This window comes from Paenibacillus sp. PastM-3, from assembly GCF_029893965.1.
GTDB lineage: Bacteria > Bacillota > Bacilli > Paenibacillales > Paenibacillaceae > Paenibacillus_AQ.
In genome coordinates, this window is record NZ_JARXXP010000017.1 from 114,051 (window position 1) to 130,387 (window position 16,337).

The window sequence follows — 16,337 nt, forward strand, 5'->3', positions numbered from 1 at the left end:
TGCCGTATGGGCATTTACGAAAAGCAGCATAAAAAAGGCTGCCCGGAGCTATACCCCTTCCGGCAGCAGCCTTTAAGCCTTTCTGGCGGAATTCCTAGTTCATCCGCCAGGCTTTACTGTTTCTAGCTTTTGCGTTTGCCGGTTCTGGTTCTGCTTAGCAGCAGCCCCAAAGCGGCCAGCGTCAGACCTGTGATGTAATACGGAGCGGGGCTCGCTTCCCCGGTCTGCGGCAATGTAGCGGCTGCCGCTGCTGTAGTGCCGGGATCGGTAACACCGCCCAGCGGAATTTCATCATCAAGAATAATTTCATCATCCGGTCCCGGCCCGGCTGTCGGACTTGGCACCGGTGTTACCTGAGGTGCAATCACTGCAATCACTCCTCCTGCGGCTGCCGTTGCACTTGCGCCTGGACCAAGCGGTACAGGATTATCGTCGATGGCCAGTTCGTCATCTGTCACTATCGTTCCAATGACCGTCGGACCGGTCGGGGTTAACGGCGTTCCGCCCGGAATAGCACCTACACTCGTCGGCAGGGCTGTTGCCGGTGCTGTAGGGGCAGGCGTTACACTGCTTGTTGGTGCTGCTGTAGAGGTGCCTGAAGTCGGTGTTGCTGCCGGCGGTTCAGTAGCCGGAGTACCTGAAGTCGGTGTCGGCGTTGCTGCTGTTGTCGGTACCGGCGTCGGCGTGCTTGTCGGTGCTGCTGTTGGTGTCGGCGTTGCCGCAGTTGTCGGTACCGGCGTCGGCGTGCTTGTCGGTACTGTCGTTGGTGTCGGCGTTGCTGCAGTTGTCGGTACCGGCGTCGGCGTGCTTGTCGGTGCTGCTGTCGGTGTCGGTGTTGGTGCTGTTGTCGGTACCGGCGTCGGCGTGCCTGTCGGAGCTGCTGTCGGTGTCGGTGTTGGTGCTGTTGTCGGTACCGGCGTCGGTACCGGCGTCGGCGTGCTTGTCGGTGCTGCTGTTGGTGTCGGCGTTGCCGCAGTTGTCGGTACCGGCGTCGGCGTGCTTGTCGGTGCTGCCGTCGGCGTTGCCGTCGGTGCTGTTGTCGGCTCCGGCGTCGCTGTGCTTGTCGGAGCCGGCGTTGGCGTTGCCGTCGGTGCTGTTGTCGGCTCCGGCGTCGCTGTGCTTGTCGGAGCCGGCGTTGGCGTTGCTGTTGGTGCTGTTGTCGGCTCCGGTGTCGCTGTGCTTGTCGGAGCCGGCGTTGGCGTTGCTGTCGGTGCTGCTGTCGGCTCCGGTGTCGCTGTGCTTGTCGGAGCCGGCGTTGGCGTTGCTGTTGGTGATGGCGACGGTGTCGGTGTTGCCGGGGTTCCGTTGTCACGGCCGGTATATGGCTTATGGTGGAATTCCCCGCTTCCTTCCAGGGAAGCACCGATCATACTGCCGTTGATTTGCCCGTTATTAAAAGTAATCGCTGCATTCGGTGCCAGCACGGTTCCCATTACACCGATACTCTCCAGCCGCAGAGCCGTTGCCTGCGGGAAGTTATAGAGCACTTTATTCTGGCTTACGCCAGTCAGCCCGTTTCCGTTCTTGAACGTGACCGAAGCTCCGTCGATATTAACGATGGCGGTAGATCCCTCCGGTGCAGTAATCCGCAGCTCATTGGCGCCCGTAAGCGCGCTTCCTGAAACCAAGAATACATTCAGCGCGGGATCAGTTCCGGTCAGTTTAATATTTCCATAGTTATCCTCAGTCTTGCCGTTCACCGTCAAAGCTGCAAGCTCCTGGGATTTAGCGCGGAGCAAGGCAAACTCCGAGACAAAATTAATAACGTTCGCTTCTTTCCGCAGGGTTCCTGTCCCGCCCCGCGGTTTACCTGAACCTGTATAAGTGCCGCCGTACACGGCGTTACCGTTAACTTCCCCCATCTCATAGCTCAGATTGCCGCCAGCCACCAGCGAATCCATTTCTGAGCGTTCTGCTTCACTCAGGCTGTGGCCTACCGAATATCCGCCCTGTGTAAGGGTAATATTGCCGCCTGCAGCCATTCTGCCTTCAGAATCACTATGATAGCCTTTGAGATCACCAAGGACAAACACATTATACTTACCTGCAATGCCCGGAAGGGGGGTGCTGTCGGCTTTCACTTCACCCTGACCGGCCGAAGCCAGCCAGCCGCCGACCAGCAGGACTGCAGACATAGCCAGTGCAAAAGATAATTTGAATACAGTTTTACGTTTCATTAATAATCCCCCCGTAAGATGCGATATAAACCCTGGTTATAGCAGCACCTTCACCTAAAAAAAATGAACAAAAAAGCCGCCAGGAAGACAAGCTCCACGGCGGCCGGACGATCATAGCCCTCTCTCAAAGGCTGTAGACTCCTGACTTTGCGTCCCGCACTTTCGCGCGGTTTGCGATTATACATGAGAAGGTATGTAATTAATAATAGAGTAAATAGTCTATGACATTTGTTACTTTAGAACTAAACTTAGTGTATTCCCTGATCCTCTGTATTGTCAATCTATTCCTTATAATATTTTGCCAATAACATTAGGATTTTTTCAAAAAAGAGCCTGTAAGGCGGATTATATGCAGCAGAGCTCTATAATTCTATTTATTGTCCAACTAATCCTCTCTTATACTCAGGAATACTCGTATTCATTTAATTAAAATTGCTGTATTTAAAATGTTTTATTATAGTAGATTTGAACTACTTATTATTGAAATTATTATATTCCCGATTCAAGTAAAAAAGACTCCCCGCGGATCACTCCGCAGACAGTCTTCGTTCTTTGCATGGGTTTACTATTATAACAGCTGCAGCCAGCCGATCATTGACATCCAGAGCGGAACACTTAAAAACAGGCCAAACACCAGACCGCGGCGGAGACTTCCTTCGTGATTCATCATCATCCTCCTTTTTAAACTGCATTATTCTCATCCCTAGTATTTCAAATTCAATATAAAACAATTCTAAATATTTTATTGTGAAAAACATCACATTTTTGCCGGAATTTAAAAATATTATGCAGCAAACAAAAAGGCCTTGCCATGGGAGTTGGCAAGACCTGCAGGGTACCATATAACACTGGGGGGTGTCTGGTATATTCACTATAAAGGATCTACCTGAAAATAAGCTGATAGCAAGCTAAAAATTACATTAAAATGGTCCAGCAGCCCAAAGTGCCGATCACTACGACCAGCGCTACAGGATAAAGAATTTTCCGGCTCACCTTATCTCTGAAGGTAAAAAACAGACAAAGCATACATAGCCACGCAATAAGGAGACTGCCCATTTCCTATGCATACGCTCCTTCCTGTCCTCTGATCTATATTAAGAAGATACCCGCCGGGCACCCGATACATACCATTTTATACGGCAAAATTTTTCTCCTATATATTTTTCTCCTATATATTTTTCTCCTATATATTTTTCTCCTATATATAGAAGAAAAGCGCGGCAGCCGGTAAAATCCGGAACACCGCGGCATCAATTGTTGTAGTTCCAGCCTGTGCTTGCATAAGTACGGTCTCTCGCTCCCTTACTAATATAAAGCAAACTGCTGATTTGTCAAATGGAACAGCTTCCCGGTGACTCTCAGATGCACAGCTCAGCACCTTCAGCTGCAAAAACAAAACGCAGCATCGGACTGAACAGCGGCTGCAGCACAGACATATGCCCTTCGCCCTGGAATTCCTTATAGGACAGCCGGCTGAGCCCGCTGCCGTTATATGGGACCAGCCGCTCATGGAAGGCCCTGGCATTCTCCAGCATACCGGTCTCCTCCGAGCCGATGCCGATCATCAGCGAGCAGGCAAGCTCCCCGCTGCGCAGCTTGTCCTCCAGCTCCGGCAGCATATCGAACAGCACCCTGCCCTTCCACCAGAGGGACGGGCTGCCTGCGATATAAGTGCTGAACAGCCGGCTGCGGCGGATCAGCGTATACAGGGCGAAGAACCCGCCCAGTGAATGTCCGAACAGCGCCGCCCTGGAGTGATCCGCGCGGTATCTGCGGCGGATCAGCGGCATCAGCTCCAGCTCGATAAAATCGAGAAAGGCATCCGCCCCGCCGTTCACCGGCCAGGGTGAGCCGTCCGGACGCAGACCCTGCTGTACATCCGGCACAGTAAGATCCCGGAAGCGCCGCTCGGCCACAAACGGCCCGTCTGCCGGATAACCGATGGAGATTACCATACCGGACGGAAGCCCCCGCGGATGCCGGGTCTGCAGCCGCATCGCATCGTTCAGGGAAGCGAAGTAGGCATTGCCGTCGACGGTGTACAGCACCGGGTAACCCTCCGGCGGCGGGGGCTTCAGCGGGATATGGACAAAGATCCGGTAAGTCAGGCCGTTATATAGGGAGGTCATGTCCCACACCTCTGTCCCCGGCAGAGCACATGCACTGACCGGTGAGATCAGCTCCCCTCCGGCACTATTCCCCTTCACTCCGCCGCCTGTCTGCTGTTCATCGGCTGCTCCGTACAGCCACTGCAGCGCTTCGGGAAACTGCGCCGACATAGAGGCAAGGTCATGGGCAGCCCCGTCGGCAATCGAGAGCCGCAGCCGCTGCTCATCAGCCAGCTGCCCCCTCAGGTTGCGGTACAGCTGCAATGTGCTGGGCACGGCATGCCGCTGGATATTCTGCTTATATACGCCCTCACGGTTGCCTACAGAGAAATACAGCCTCTGCCCCCGGTCAGGCAGCGGGTTAGCTTCCGTGTAGCCAAGCATCCCTTCATACCATATTGAAGGTGACAGCAGCCCGAACCGCCCGAAGGCATCGGGCCGGCGGTAAGCGGCCAGCAGCGTCACCAGGCCGCCCAGCGAATAACCGATCAGCCCGGTGTTGTCCGGTTCCGGGGCCGTCCGCAGGACAGAATCAATGTAAGGCTTGATGCCATCGGCGATTTCATCGAGATAGGCAGACCCGCGGCCGCCGAAGGCCGGCCTGCCCTCTGTTGCAGCAGACTCAGGCCAGGGTGTATAATCATCATTTCGGGAAGGGCTGCTGATCCCGACGACGATCAGCTCGGCCAGCAGCCCCTCCCGGAACAGCCTGTACATATAATTCAAGGTATTCATCATTAAGGTTGCGCCGTCATGCAGATATACTGCAGGATAACGCTTTTGGGATAACGCATAGGAAGGGGGCAGGAACACCGTCAGCCGGCGCCCCTGCCAGTCCAGTTCTTGCACTTCAAACATCGGGCCTTCATCCTCTCATCCTTTATCTCTCGCGGTTTCTTTCGTTATTATGAAAGCTTTTGATTCCTTGTACCATAGACGGAGGACGGAACAGGCATGGATTTTTGGGTGCCGGGTACGTAAGGCCTCTTTTCGGCACGGCTCAGACTATATTAAAAATTAGAATAAAATTTTAGAGAACAGATTGCAGGCGGGGCCTGGCCTGACCGTTTTTGAAGGGCTTTCAGAGGGTCTCCGGAGGCCTCCTGATCTATTGACATTTCAATATCTGGTAGTAAAATGATTGAAGTCACCTAAATGTAGTGTATATAGTAGTTGAACTTATAAATCTAGCGGATTGCCCGAATACCATTATCAAAGGTTAAATTGAGTCATTGTTATAGGAGGTTAGAGCGACTATGCTGATTGCTTACGATTCCAAAACCGGCAATGTCAGACGTTTTATCAACAAGCTGAAGCTGCCTGCTGTACAAATCGAAGAGCATATGACGATCGACGAGCCTTACGTGCTTGTTACATACACCACCGGATTTGGACAGATCCCAGAGAAGGTGTCCTCTTTTTTGGAGAGGAACCATTCCAGGCTGAAAGGCATTGCCGCCAGCGGCAACAAAAACTGGGGTGAGCTGTACGCCCATAGCGCAGACCTGATTGCAGAACGCTATAATGTGCCGGTAGTCGGCAAATTCGAGCTGTCAGGGACTTTTGGCGATGTGGAGCGCATTAAACAGGAGGTGAACCGGGTTGCGGCATATTGAATTGAATAACATGTTGATGAAGAGAGACGAGACCGGATTTTTCCAGCTCGATAAAGACCAGGAAGCTGTAGCGGAGTTCATGCGTGATGTGGAGCGCCGCAGCCTGACCTTTACAAGCACCAAAGCCAAGATTGATTATATGATCGCCAATGACTATTACGAGGACCTGTATGACCGTTACAGCGCAGCTGAGATGGAGGATGTCTACCGGATCGCCCATGAATATGATTTCCGTTTTCCTTCCTATATGGCGGCTTCCAAGTTCTATACAGACTATGCCGTCAAAACCAATGACCGCAAGCAGTACCTCGAGCATTATCCGGACCGTGTAGCGGTAGTAGCCCTGCACCTGGGACGCGGAAACGTTGAAACGGCCCGCACTCTGGCACGTTCGATGATGGAACAGCGCCTGCAGCCGGCCACCCCAACCTTCCTCAATGCCGGCAAAAGCCGCCGCGGCGAGATGGTTTCCTGCTTCCTGCTGGAGATGGATGACTCGCTTAACTCGATCAACTATGTGCTGAACACCTGTATGCAGCTGTCCAAAATCGGCGGCGGCGTTGCGGTCAATCTGTCCAAGCTGCGCGCGCGCGGCGAGACGATCAAAGGTGTAGAGGATGCAGCTAAAGGCATCATGCCTGTCCTGAAGCTGATGGAAGACGGCTTCTCCTATGCTGACCAGATGGGCCAGCGCAAGGGCTCCGGTGCGGCTTACTATAATATTTTCGGCTGGGACGTGCTTGAATTCCTCGACAGCAAAAAGATCAACGCCGACGAGCGGACACGCCTGAAGACGTTGTCCATCGGTCTGATCGTGCCAAACCGCTTCTACAAGTTGGCACAGGATAATCAGCCGCTGTATGTATTTGCACCTTACACGGTTTTCCAGGCCTACGGCACCCATCTGGATGACATGGATCTCGACGAAATGTACGACATCCTGCTCGCTGATCCGCGCGTGAAGAAAAAGGTTGCCATGAGCGCACGCGACATGCTGACCAAAATTGCTATGATCCAGCTCGAATCGGGCTATCCCTATATTATGAACAAGAGCAATGCCAATAACGCTCACGCCCTGAAGAACGTCGGCCAGGTCAAAATGTCCAACCTGTGCACTGAGATCTTCCAGCTGCAGGAGACTTCCGAGATTAACGACTACGGCCAGGAAGACGCGATCCGCCGCGATATCAGCTGCAACCTGGCTTCCCTGAACATCGTGAACGTGATGCAGCACGGCAAAATCCGTGAATCTGTTCATGAGGGCATGCTCGCCCTGACTGCAGTCAGCGACATGACCACGGTGTCCAATGCTCCGGGCGTAGCCAAAGCGAACAAGGAGATGCACTCCGTCGGCCTTGGCGTCATGAACCTGCACGGTTACCTGGCCAAGAACAAGATCTCATATGAAAGCGAGCAGGCCCGCGACTTTGCCCGCACATTCTTCATGACAATGAACTACCACTCGATTGAAAAGAGTATGGAAATCGCTGCTGAAACCGGCGAGACGTTCTACGGCTTCGCAGAGTCCGATTATGCGACAGGGGTTTATTTTGACCGCTACGTATCTACCAATTATCAGCCGGTTACGGCAAGAGTACAGGAGCTGTTCGCAGGCATCTACATTCCTACCCAGGAAGACTGGAAGCAGCTGCGTGAAGCTGTTAAGAAAAACGGCCTGTACCATGCCTACCGTCTGGCGATCGCTCCAACTGCAAGCATCTCGTATATCCAGAATGCCACATCCAGCGTAATGCCGATTGTGGAGCAGATCGAGACCCGTACCTATGCCAACTCGACTACCTATTATCCGATGCCTTATCTGCAGCCGGACAATGTGTTCTACTATAAATCCGCTTATCAGATGGACCAGTTCAAGGTGATTGACCTGATTGCGGAAATTCAGCCCCATATCGACCAGGGTATCTCGACTGTCCTGCACGTGAACAGTGATGTTACGACCCGTGAGCTGGCCCGCTGCTACCTGTATGCTGCACACAAAGGCCTGAAGTCGCTGTATTACACACGCACCAAAAAGCTGTCCGTCGAGGAATGCCTGACCTGCTCGATTTAAAGGCCCGTACGGCTACAGAAAGGGAGATTAGACCATTATGAGCGCAATTCAAGCCGTGAACTGGAACCGACCCGACGACGACTTCTCGCTGATGTTCTGGAACCAGAATATTATGCAGTTCTGGACCGACGACGAAATTCCATTATCCGATGACAAAATGTCCTGGCTGACGCTGAGCGACACCGAAAAGGACTCCTATATGAAGGTGCTGGGCGGGCTCACCCTGCTCGACACCGTGCAAGGCGGCGTAGGGATGCCGCAGATTATGGAGCATGTGGACGGCCTGCAGCGCAAGGCGGTGCTCGGCTTCATGGGGATGATGGAGCAGATTCACGCGAAGTCCTACAGCAGCATCTTTACGACGCTGGCTTCCACTGAGGAGATCGACGGGATCTTCCGCTGGGTGGAGGACAACACGTTCCTGCAGTTCAAGGCCCAGACCATTTCCGAGTATTACAAAAAAATCGAAACTCCCAAGGACCTCTACCTGGCGATGGCGGCTTCCGTCCTGCTGGAGAGCTATCTGTTCTACAGCGGCTTCTTCTACCCGCTCTACCTGGCCGGCCAGGGCAAAATGACCTGCAGCGGCGAGATCATCGACCTGATCCTGCGCGACGAGAGCATCCACGGCGTATATGTCGGCGTGCTGGCCCAGGAGATTTTCGAGGAGCTGTCCGAGGACGACCAGCGTGACGTGTACCAGACACTCGTAGGCCTTCTGCGCCTGCTGCATGCGAACGAGGAGCAATACACTGAGCAGATTTATGCGCCAATCGGGCTTGTGGAGGAAGTGAAGGCCTTCCTGCGTTACAACGCCAACAAAGCGATGATGAACCTGGGCCATGACCCGCTTTTTGGCGAGGAAGAGATTAACCCGATCGTCCAGAACGGGATCAGCACCCACACCAAGCAGCATGACTTTTTCTCCAAAAAAGGCAACGGCTACGTCCGTGCGCTGAACGTGGAGCCGCTGCGTGATGAGGACTTTAGTTTCTAACTTTTAGACATAGCAAAAAGGGGCGCACGCGCCCCTTTTTTTAATGCCGCCGGAGATTCCCGGCGGTTTTTTTGTTGTGTGGAACTCCACATGTTCACCTAAAATTTAAGTGGAAAATCGCCATCTAATTTATCAATAAACCCCACTTTCGGGAAACTAGATCGAAAAGTGCCACTTAATTTTATCGAAATTACCTCCAGCGCACCAGATTACCCTAAATTAATGCCCTTTTTCCAACTAATGTTCTCGAATGCTGTAAATCACTAGAATTAAGTGGCTAAAATCCAACTATCTGCAAAAACGTAACCTCGCAGCGTCCCGATATGCAACTTCTTAATCACAGGATGCGTAAGATGACTAAAGGAGTTGGTAAAAATGGTAATCTTCGCTACTCTTTTCGTGCTAATTGCGGTACTGAATATTTTCTTTCCGGCTGCAGGCTGGTACATGCGTTACGGCTGGATGGTAAAAGGGGAATCCGAGCCCAGTGATGCCTATCTCATGATGAGCAGAATCAGCAGTGTTATCGTGCTTATTATCTTTTTATTATTTTTATTACCAGCATTATTTTAGGTTAGAAGGTTGGAAGGCATTCTCTTGTCGTAATCGTGTCATAACGTTTATGGCTTCCCCCAAATGGGCCCCCGCCCAGCTCTTTCGTTGGGCATTTGCATAGGATGAGGCATAACCAACTGGGAGGTAAGACCTTGAATAATTATCAGCCAATGTACACAATGCCCCATGCCATTACTGTCTATCCTGTTGATCCGTTTGTCGTTGAAACCTTAATGTCCGTAAGGGGAAAGCAAGTAGTTCTGGAAACTACCCGCGGCGGAATCAGCGGCTGTGTGATGGATGTCAAGCCAGACCACGTTGTATTGGATACCAGGGGCAGAAAATTCTTTGTGCGCATTTGTGAGATTGTTTGGATTATGCCCGAATGAAATTCTTGAATGAGCTGCTCTTGCAGCTCTTTTTCTTTTCTTTATAGTCGTATACTACGAATGATGTTTTGACCCCAGCAGCAGACTGAACAATGCTCCTGACAAAGCAATGCAAGCCGCTAACAGGAAGGTATCAGAGTACCCCTTCATTTCTGCCAACGCTGTATTGCCGCCTGCCATCGTTATCCGCGCGTTCGTCCGGAGTGCCAGGAAGTTGCTCAAACCCGCAATCGCAATAGGGATTACCAGATTGGAGCTTGCTGAGGTTAACGGTGTAACACGGCTGATTAGCTCCGAAGGCGCGGATTGCAGGATGTAGGTATTGAGAGACATCATACAAAGGCCCATTCCGATTCCGAGCAGCCCCACCATTCCCCCAATCAGCCCCCCTCCTACGTTCTGGCCTATTTATGACAGCAGCAATAAAGCCAGAGAGATCGTCCCTAAACCCAAGCCGGCAAGCGGGCGTATACCCACCTTATCAAACAGCCTTCTGCCAACCGGCATAAGCAGTCCGGACGTGATAGCCACCATACTCATGACCAAACCCGCCTGAAACGGGCTATACCCTTTAAAATGCTGCAGGTACTGCGGGATAAATACCAGAGATCCGTTTAGAGCCGCGTATTGAACCCAGCTTACAAATATTCCTCTTCGAAAGCTAACCTTTCGGAATGCCTGAAGAGCCAGAATCGGCTGCGGATGTCTTGTCTCATGAAACCACAACCAGACCAGCAGTATGACACTGACTGCCCTCAATATCCAAAGAAGCCATTGGAAAGCATCCACATTCATGCTTAAGGCGAGTAAAACAAAGGCTACAGGAGCCAGAAAAAATCCGGCTATATCCAAGGATCGCTTATCATAAGCGGATTGGGCTGGTCGTAGTGCATTCGCCGTTAGCAAATAACGTATCCCCAAATAGACACTCATTCTGTTTGTCCTGACTATTCATATCAGCTCTCCTTTTACTAAACAGCGTATTGATTAACTTTTACCTGCTGACTATAATCAGAACAACCACAAAATCGATGATCAGAAATCATCATCAACAGATTAAATCTGCAGATATTCCTGTCAAACAACAATATTTATTTGCGTATCTTGCTTCAGCCTATGTGGGGACCATGCAATTCTGGATACAACGGGATTTCGATCTACTTCCGGCGGAGATGGCTATTTTGTTCTCACAGATTTCGAGGCTGGGGTCGGCGCATGTAACAATTCCTGTGTAAATACACTGTTCCTGCAAGGACACTAAATTGAGCTATAAGGAGAGGTCATACATCATGTTTCAAGGGAAAAAGAGGACCAGCGCTTGGGCCGGGTTCGGGCTATACACAGTCTTAACCCTATTTTTCTTATTCGTTGGCTTCAACCGTTCATCGGCTCTGCCGGAGACGGGCTTGCGGTATCATTTGGTATTTGACGGGATTCCGCTGAGGTTTCCGGGCGGTGGTTATGCGAATCTTTGGGTCTTCAACCTGGGGAACTACCTGGCATTCGTACCGTTTGGACTAGTGATTCCGCTACTGATCCGCTGCCGGTTCCTGCCGTTTCTCTTGGTCTTCTTAGCGGCCATTACCGGGGTTGAGCTGATCCAGATGGTGACCCATTTGGGCGCGTTCGATATTAACGATATCGTCATTAATACGCTGGGTGCGACTGTCGGCTATGGCGCTCAGCGGCTGATACGCCGCGATCGTACAACGCAAAGAGGTTTACTCAAGCTCCTGTTCTCCGGAGCAGTCTTGACTGTGGCCGTCTACTCCGCCGTGAGTGGTCTTAATCATTATCTGGATTATGGCCGCGGTGAGATCATCGCGCTGGACCAAGTCCCCCTTGAGCATGGTGAAGTAAGGTGGGAATCAAGACTCAACGGTTTCACTGCATCGCAAGAGCGGATCGAACCAGCGGTCAATCTATACAGCCGTGATAATCCGAGAAGCCACGAGTTCTCACTGCGCCTTGATGGACAGTTCAAAGAGTTTTCTGGTAATCTGGCCGTCCCTGACGACGTTATAAATGCGGCGAGCAGCGGCACCAGCCGTGTCATTATAAGCGCCGACGGAGAAGAGATTTACTCCATAGATATGAATATCGTACCTGGCGAGAATCAGCCGTTATCCTTCCGTGTGCCGCTTGAAGGCAAGCAGGAGCTGACGATTGGCGTCTTCAACGATGCTGCCGACCCTCGAACCAATGCGGTATTCTGGGATGTCACGCTTATTGAAGCCAATGCCGGCCAAAAGCTGGCGGCACGAATTCATCGGTTGCTGGGCGGGGGATAGCGCGGCAGGCAAGGCCTTGAAGGTTAAGGCTCCAGATAACACTTTACTCGAATAAAGGTTAGAAAAATGGTAGAACAATAAAAAAAGCGCGGCTCTTGAAATATCAAGAATCCGCGCCACGCCTCGGACTTTCACGATGCTGGTGAAGGGAATTGAACCCCCGGCCTACGCATTACGAGTGCGTTGCTCTACCCCTGAGCTACACCAGCCTGAAGCTTGGAATACCCGTCAAACAAAAAATATTATACAACTTTTGGCTCAAATCGCCAAGACTCTTTTATCCTGTGCTACACCTGACCGTCCTGCAGCTTCTGCTCGACCGACTGCAGCTTGCTGCGGCTCGTTGAAGGCCTGTCACGGCGGTCATCAATCTTGAGTGAAGTGGATACGCGCTGTGCACCGGCATTGAACGGAGACTCGTGTAGCGCCTCTACAGCCGCCAGAATCCTGGATACCGGCCCCTCGATAATCGTTCCCATGGAGGTCAGCTCAAAGGTAATTCCCTCCACCGTCTGCAGCACACGCTGCATGTCAGCCACATAGCTGCTCAGACTGGTACTGCCTGTGCCGATCGGAATGACTGTAACTTCGCCGATTGCCATCGTTAGATCCCTCCAGATATAAATTTGTGGCCATTAACCACCTATATATTGTAGCAACTCCAATGCTCTCCCACAAATTTTAGCCACAAAAAATTCATCATTTTTCATCTATATAAACTCTGGAACGTACATCCCCCCTTCCATAAATCCAGTGTCAGAATCACTAGATTTATGGAGTCTTTGTGGCAGCTTTTCGGACAATTTATGAATCCTGCCGGCATTATTTTAGCCTCAGGCTGTGGATTACCTGTGGACTAGTTGTGGATCACCTGTGAGTAAGCGGGCTGAAGCCGCTCCCCGCGCGGCTTTGTAAATAATGGTTTACAAACACAATATATTGGGGTATTTTTATTAACATCAACCAAATATAGTGGAAGCGGGTGCTTTACTCTTGTTAAGAGAGTATAAGCTTAATAGGGAAGCGCGGTGCAAATCCGCTGCGGTCCCGCCACTGTAACCGGATGCCGGCCGGGAGAATGCTCCCCGTCAGGCACATCCTCCGGCATGATCCACTGAGGGCGGACAAGCCCCCGGGAAGGAGCCGCTGGATGCACCGGAAGCCAGGAGACCTGCCTGTTTCCGGGCACCGTTATTTAACCCTGCGAGGAACAGGAGAGGTGTCCGTATGCGGCCTGCAGCAGCAGAATCAGCCTACCCGGATGACCGGGATATCAGGCTGCCGATACCTGAGGACGATAGTCCCTATTGCCTTCAGGTATCGGCTTCTGCCTAGGATAAGAAGGCAGCTCATGCCCCTTCTCCTGACACCCAGACCTCTGGCAAATATCCGCTTTATAGGGTATTTAGAACGCATCCGGGCATTTTCCGCATCCAAGGCGGGAGGTGCCTTTTTACTGGGCTCAGACAGACTACATATTAGGGATTAAATAGATTTAACGGACCACTATACCGAGAGGAGAGAGTTACATATGACGCTGCTGGAGAAACGGCACAATAGCGGACAAGCTGCACAGGAGGTTCTTCTGAATGAATTAATACATTTAGGCCGGGACATTATCGACAGCACCGATCTGGATCTGCTGCGCGAGAATGCGAACCTGAACGGAGAAAGCTTTTCCGGAAAAATGAGTAAATTCGGCAGTGAATATTCCAAATGGTATGCCCGTAATTTCACCATGCCGCCGCAGCTCGTACAGGCAACGCTCGATAACGTCGTTTATGTCCATGACCTGGACCAATACGCTATCGGAACAACCAACTGCATCTTCATTCCGTTCGAGCGCCTGCTGCGCGAGGGCTTCAACACCGGCAACGGCAGCGTCCGCCCTCCTAACTCGATTATGACGGCCATGTCGCTGGTGGCGATAATCTTCCAGTCCCAGCAGAATGCCCAATACGGCGGCGTATCCGCCAACAAGATCGACTTCGACCTCGCGCCATATGTGACCAAATCCTTCGCCAAGCTGTTCCGCAAGGGTCTTGGCTACTTTGAGGAAGGCGAGGCAAGCGAAATCGCCGGAGACATCACAATGAGCCGCAGCGATCTGGCTGAGCGGTATCCGCGCTCCTTCCGCTTCGCGCAGAAAGAGACCGAGATCGAAACCCTGCAGGCTGCAGAGAGCATGATCCACAACCTGAATACGATGTCCAGCCGCTCGGGCGGACAGATTCCTTTTACCAGCATCAACTACGGCACCTGCACTTCACCGGAAGGCCAATTGGTTATCAACTCCCTGTTGACCGCAACGATGAACGGCCTGGGCAGCGGTGAAACACCGGTGTTCCCGATCCAGATTTTCAAGTGCAAGCAGGGCGTTAACCAGCAGCAGGGTGATCCGAACTATGAGCTGTTCCTGAAGGCGGCTGAATGCTCGGCCCGCAGACTGTATCCGAACTTTGCCAACCTGGATGCGCCGCTCAATCTGCAGTATTATGATCCGTCGAACCCGGATACAGAATTCGCAACTATGGGCTGCCGCACGCGTGTGCTCGGTGACCGTTTTGGACGCAATCATTGCTCCGGCAAGGGCAACCTGTCTTTTAACACACTGAACCTGGTCCGTCTCGGGCTGGCCCACGGCACCATTACCGGACGCCGGCTGGCGGCTGATGAAGAAGGCTTTTACGATGACCTCAACCACTATATGGACATTGCGCTGGAAGGCCTGCTGCACCGGTTCCGCATTCAGGCTGCCCAAAAGGCCAAAGCCTCCGATTTCATGATGCGTGAGGGTGTGTGGGAAGGCGGCGAGGCACTCGGTCCTGATGAGCTCGTCGGTGACCTGCTGAAGCACGGCAGCCTGTCCATCGGCTTTATCGGAATGGCGGAATGCATGAAGGCCATGTACGGCAAGCATCACGGTGAGGACATGGAGGTTCATGCCAAAGCGCTGGCCATCGTCCGCCACATGCGCGAATACTGCGACCGCAAGAGCGAAGAGCTGGATCTGAACATTACACTGTTTGCTACACCGGCTGAAGGCCTGTCCGGCAAATTCACGAAGGTGGACCGCAAGGTACTCGGCTCTATCCCGGGCGTAACGGACCGTGAATACTATACGAACTCGTTCCATATCCCTGTGTACCATGAGCTTGGCGCAGCCCAGAAGATCAGCCTGGAAGCCCCGTTCCATGAATACTGCAACGCCGGCGCCATCTCCTATGTGGAGCTGAACGGGAATGCACGGAGCAACCCGGCGGCTTTTGTCAAAATCATCAAGTACGCGCTGGAGCAGCAAATCAGCTATTTCAGCATCAACCACCCGATTGACCGCTGCTCCGGCTGCGGCTATGAAGGGGTAATCGGCACCAACTGCCCGTCCTGCGGCGCCCATGAGCATGATACCTATATCCGCCGGCTGCGCCGGGTAACCGGATATCTGACCGGCGATTACCAGACCCGCTTCAATGCCGCCAAGCAGGCTGAAGTGAGAGACCGTATCAAGCACCTATGAATATCTGCGGCTACTACCCGGAGTCTATTAATGAAGGAGAAGGCCTGCGGGCGGTCATTTTCTTAAGCGGCTGCCGTCACCGCTGTCCGGGCTGCTTCAACCCGAAGACGTGGAACTTCAATTTCGGCGAACCGTTCACACTGAAGCGGCAGCATGAGATTATCGCCGAAATGGCTGCCAATCCGCTGCTGGACGGTTTGACGCTGGCGGGCGGCGATCCTTTTTTCTCGGCGGATGAGGCCTGCGGCTTCCTCCGCGAGCTCCGGACCGTGCTGCCGGATTTTCCGGTATGGATTTATACCGGCTACACCTATGAGGAGCTCACCGCCACTCCCGGCTCACCGGAGTGGAACCTGCTGGCCATGTGCCAGGTTGTCATCGACGGCCGGTTCGTCGAAGAGCTCAAGGACACTACGCTCCCTTACCGGGGCAGCAGCAACCAGCGGATCATCGATATCCCGGCCAGCCTGGCCGGCAGCGGGGTTGTGCACTGGCAACCGGCGGTGCCATAAGCTGCATTAGACGCTTTTCCAGTTCAAACCGGGGCTTTGGGAAGGTTAAGCTTCTTACCTTGGTCGCAGCATTTTGCTGGCTGGATAAGGCACTCTATTGTATT

14 protein-coding genes, 1 tRNA gene and 2 riboswitches are annotated in these 16,337 nt (G+C 52.5%); of the genes, 9 read left to right on the plus strand and 6 right to left on the minus strand.

What is annotated here, in order from left to right; all coding sequences use genetic code 11:
- Positions 1-122: 122 nt before the first annotated feature.
- Together M2108_RS21600 and M2108_RS21605 are read right to left on the minus strand one after the other, a co-directional pair.
- The gene (locus tag M2108_RS21600; protein WP_277471300.1) at positions 123-2,177 is read right to left on the minus strand and encodes a choice-of-anchor A family protein; all 2,055 of its coding nucleotides are present in this window, start codon (positions 2,175-2,177) and stop codon (positions 123-125) included.
- Positions 2,178-2,272: 95 nt separating this feature from the next.
- Positions 2,273-2,363, minus strand: a riboswitch (cyclic di-GMP riboswitch).
- Between the two features lie 1,172 nt (positions 2,364-3,535).
- The gene (locus M2108_RS21605; protein WP_277471301.1) at positions 3,536-5,143 is read right to left on the minus strand and encodes an alpha/beta hydrolase; all 1,608 of its coding nucleotides are present in this window, start codon (positions 5,141-5,143) and stop codon (positions 3,536-3,538) included.
- A 398-nt stretch (positions 5,144-5,541) separates the two neighbouring features.
- Here M2108_RS21605 and nrdI point away from each other — a divergent pair, with 398 nt between their 5' ends.
- From nrdI to M2108_RS21630, 5 genes are all read left to right on the plus strand, one after another.
- Positions 5,542-5,901, plus strand: coding sequence for a class Ib ribonucleoside-diphosphate reductase assembly flavoprotein NrdI (gene nrdI / locus M2108_RS21610; protein ID WP_068723738.1), 360 nt, complete (start codon positions 5,542-5,544; stop codon positions 5,899-5,901).
- Positions 5,888-7,972, plus strand: coding sequence for a class 1b ribonucleoside-diphosphate reductase subunit alpha (gene nrdE, locus M2108_RS21615; protein WP_277471302.1), 2,085 nt, complete (start codon positions 5,888-5,890; stop codon positions 7,970-7,972). The genes nrdI and nrdE overlap by 14 nt, the downstream gene beginning before the upstream one ends.
- 37 nt (positions 7,973-8,009) lie before the next feature.
- Positions 8,010-8,969, plus strand: a complete 960-nt coding sequence (gene nrdF, locus M2108_RS21620) for a class 1b ribonucleoside-diphosphate reductase subunit beta (RefSeq protein ID WP_277471303.1) — start codon at positions 8,010-8,012, stop codon at positions 8,967-8,969.
- Between the two features lie 375 nt (positions 8,970-9,344).
- Positions 9,345-9,542, plus strand: coding sequence for a DUF6199 family natural product biosynthesis protein (locus M2108_RS21625; protein WP_277471304.1), 198 nt, complete (start codon positions 9,345-9,347; stop codon positions 9,540-9,542).
- Positions 9,543-9,694: 152 nt separating this feature from the next.
- Positions 9,695-9,913 (plus strand): DUF2642 domain-containing protein, encoded by a 219-nt coding sequence (locus tag M2108_RS21630; protein WP_277471327.1) that lies wholly within the window; start codon positions 9,695-9,697, stop codon positions 9,911-9,913.
- 54 nt (positions 9,914-9,967) lie between these two features.
- Here M2108_RS21630 and M2108_RS21635 read toward each other — a convergent pair whose 3' ends face one another.
- Positions 9,968-10,285 carry an MFS transporter gene (locus tag M2108_RS21635; protein WP_280777174.1) on the minus strand — a complete coding sequence of 106 codons (318 nt, stop codon included), beginning with the start codon at positions 10,283-10,285 and terminating at the stop codon, positions 9,968-9,970.
- A 36-nt stretch (positions 10,286-10,321) separates the two neighbouring features.
- Positions 10,322-10,846 (minus strand): MFS transporter, encoded by a 525-nt coding sequence (locus M2108_RS21640; protein WP_277471306.1) that lies wholly within the window; start codon positions 10,844-10,846, stop codon positions 10,322-10,324.
- Positions 10,847-10,896: 50 nt separating this feature from the next.
- On the opposite strand from M2108_RS21640, the gene M2108_RS21645 reads away from it, so the two are divergent.
- A complete protein-coding gene (locus tag M2108_RS21645) occupies positions 10,897-11,148 on the plus strand; it encodes a TetR-like C-terminal domain-containing protein (protein WP_277471307.1) in 252 nt (83 codons plus the stop codon).
- A gap of 54 nt (positions 11,149-11,202) precedes the next feature.
- On the plus strand, positions 11,203-12,204 hold the full coding sequence (locus tag M2108_RS21650; protein WP_277471308.1) for a VanZ family protein: 1,002 nt from the start codon (positions 11,203-11,205) through the stop codon (positions 12,202-12,204).
- Positions 12,205-12,341: 137 nt separating this feature from the next.
- Here the strand turns inward: M2108_RS21650 and M2108_RS21655 are convergent.
- Together M2108_RS21655 and M2108_RS21660 are read right to left on the minus strand one after the other, a co-directional pair.
- Positions 12,342-12,413: transfer RNA gene (locus M2108_RS21655), tRNA-Thr, on the minus strand.
- Between the two features lie 78 nt (positions 12,414-12,491).
- Positions 12,492-12,806: an MTH1187 family thiamine-binding protein gene (locus M2108_RS21660; RefSeq protein ID WP_277471309.1), complete on the minus strand. Its 315-nt coding sequence runs from the start codon at positions 12,804-12,806 to the stop codon at positions 12,492-12,494.
- Between the two features lie 361 nt (positions 12,807-13,167).
- Positions 13,168-13,397, plus strand: a riboswitch (cobalamin riboswitch).
- Between the two features lie 338 nt (positions 13,398-13,735).
- Between M2108_RS21660 and M2108_RS21665 the strand changes: the two genes are divergently transcribed.
- Positions 13,736-15,721 carry an anaerobic ribonucleoside triphosphate reductase gene (locus M2108_RS21665; RefSeq protein WP_277471310.1) on the plus strand — a complete coding sequence of 662 codons (1,986 nt, stop codon included), beginning with the start codon at positions 13,736-13,738 and terminating at the stop codon, positions 15,719-15,721.
- Positions 15,718-16,233, plus strand: a complete 516-nt coding sequence (gene nrdG / locus M2108_RS21670; protein ID WP_277471311.1) for an anaerobic ribonucleoside-triphosphate reductase activating protein — start codon at positions 15,718-15,720, stop codon at positions 16,231-16,233. Before M2108_RS21665 ends, nrdG begins: the two co-directional genes overlap by 4 nt.
- Positions 16,234-16,337: the final 104 nt, after the last annotated feature.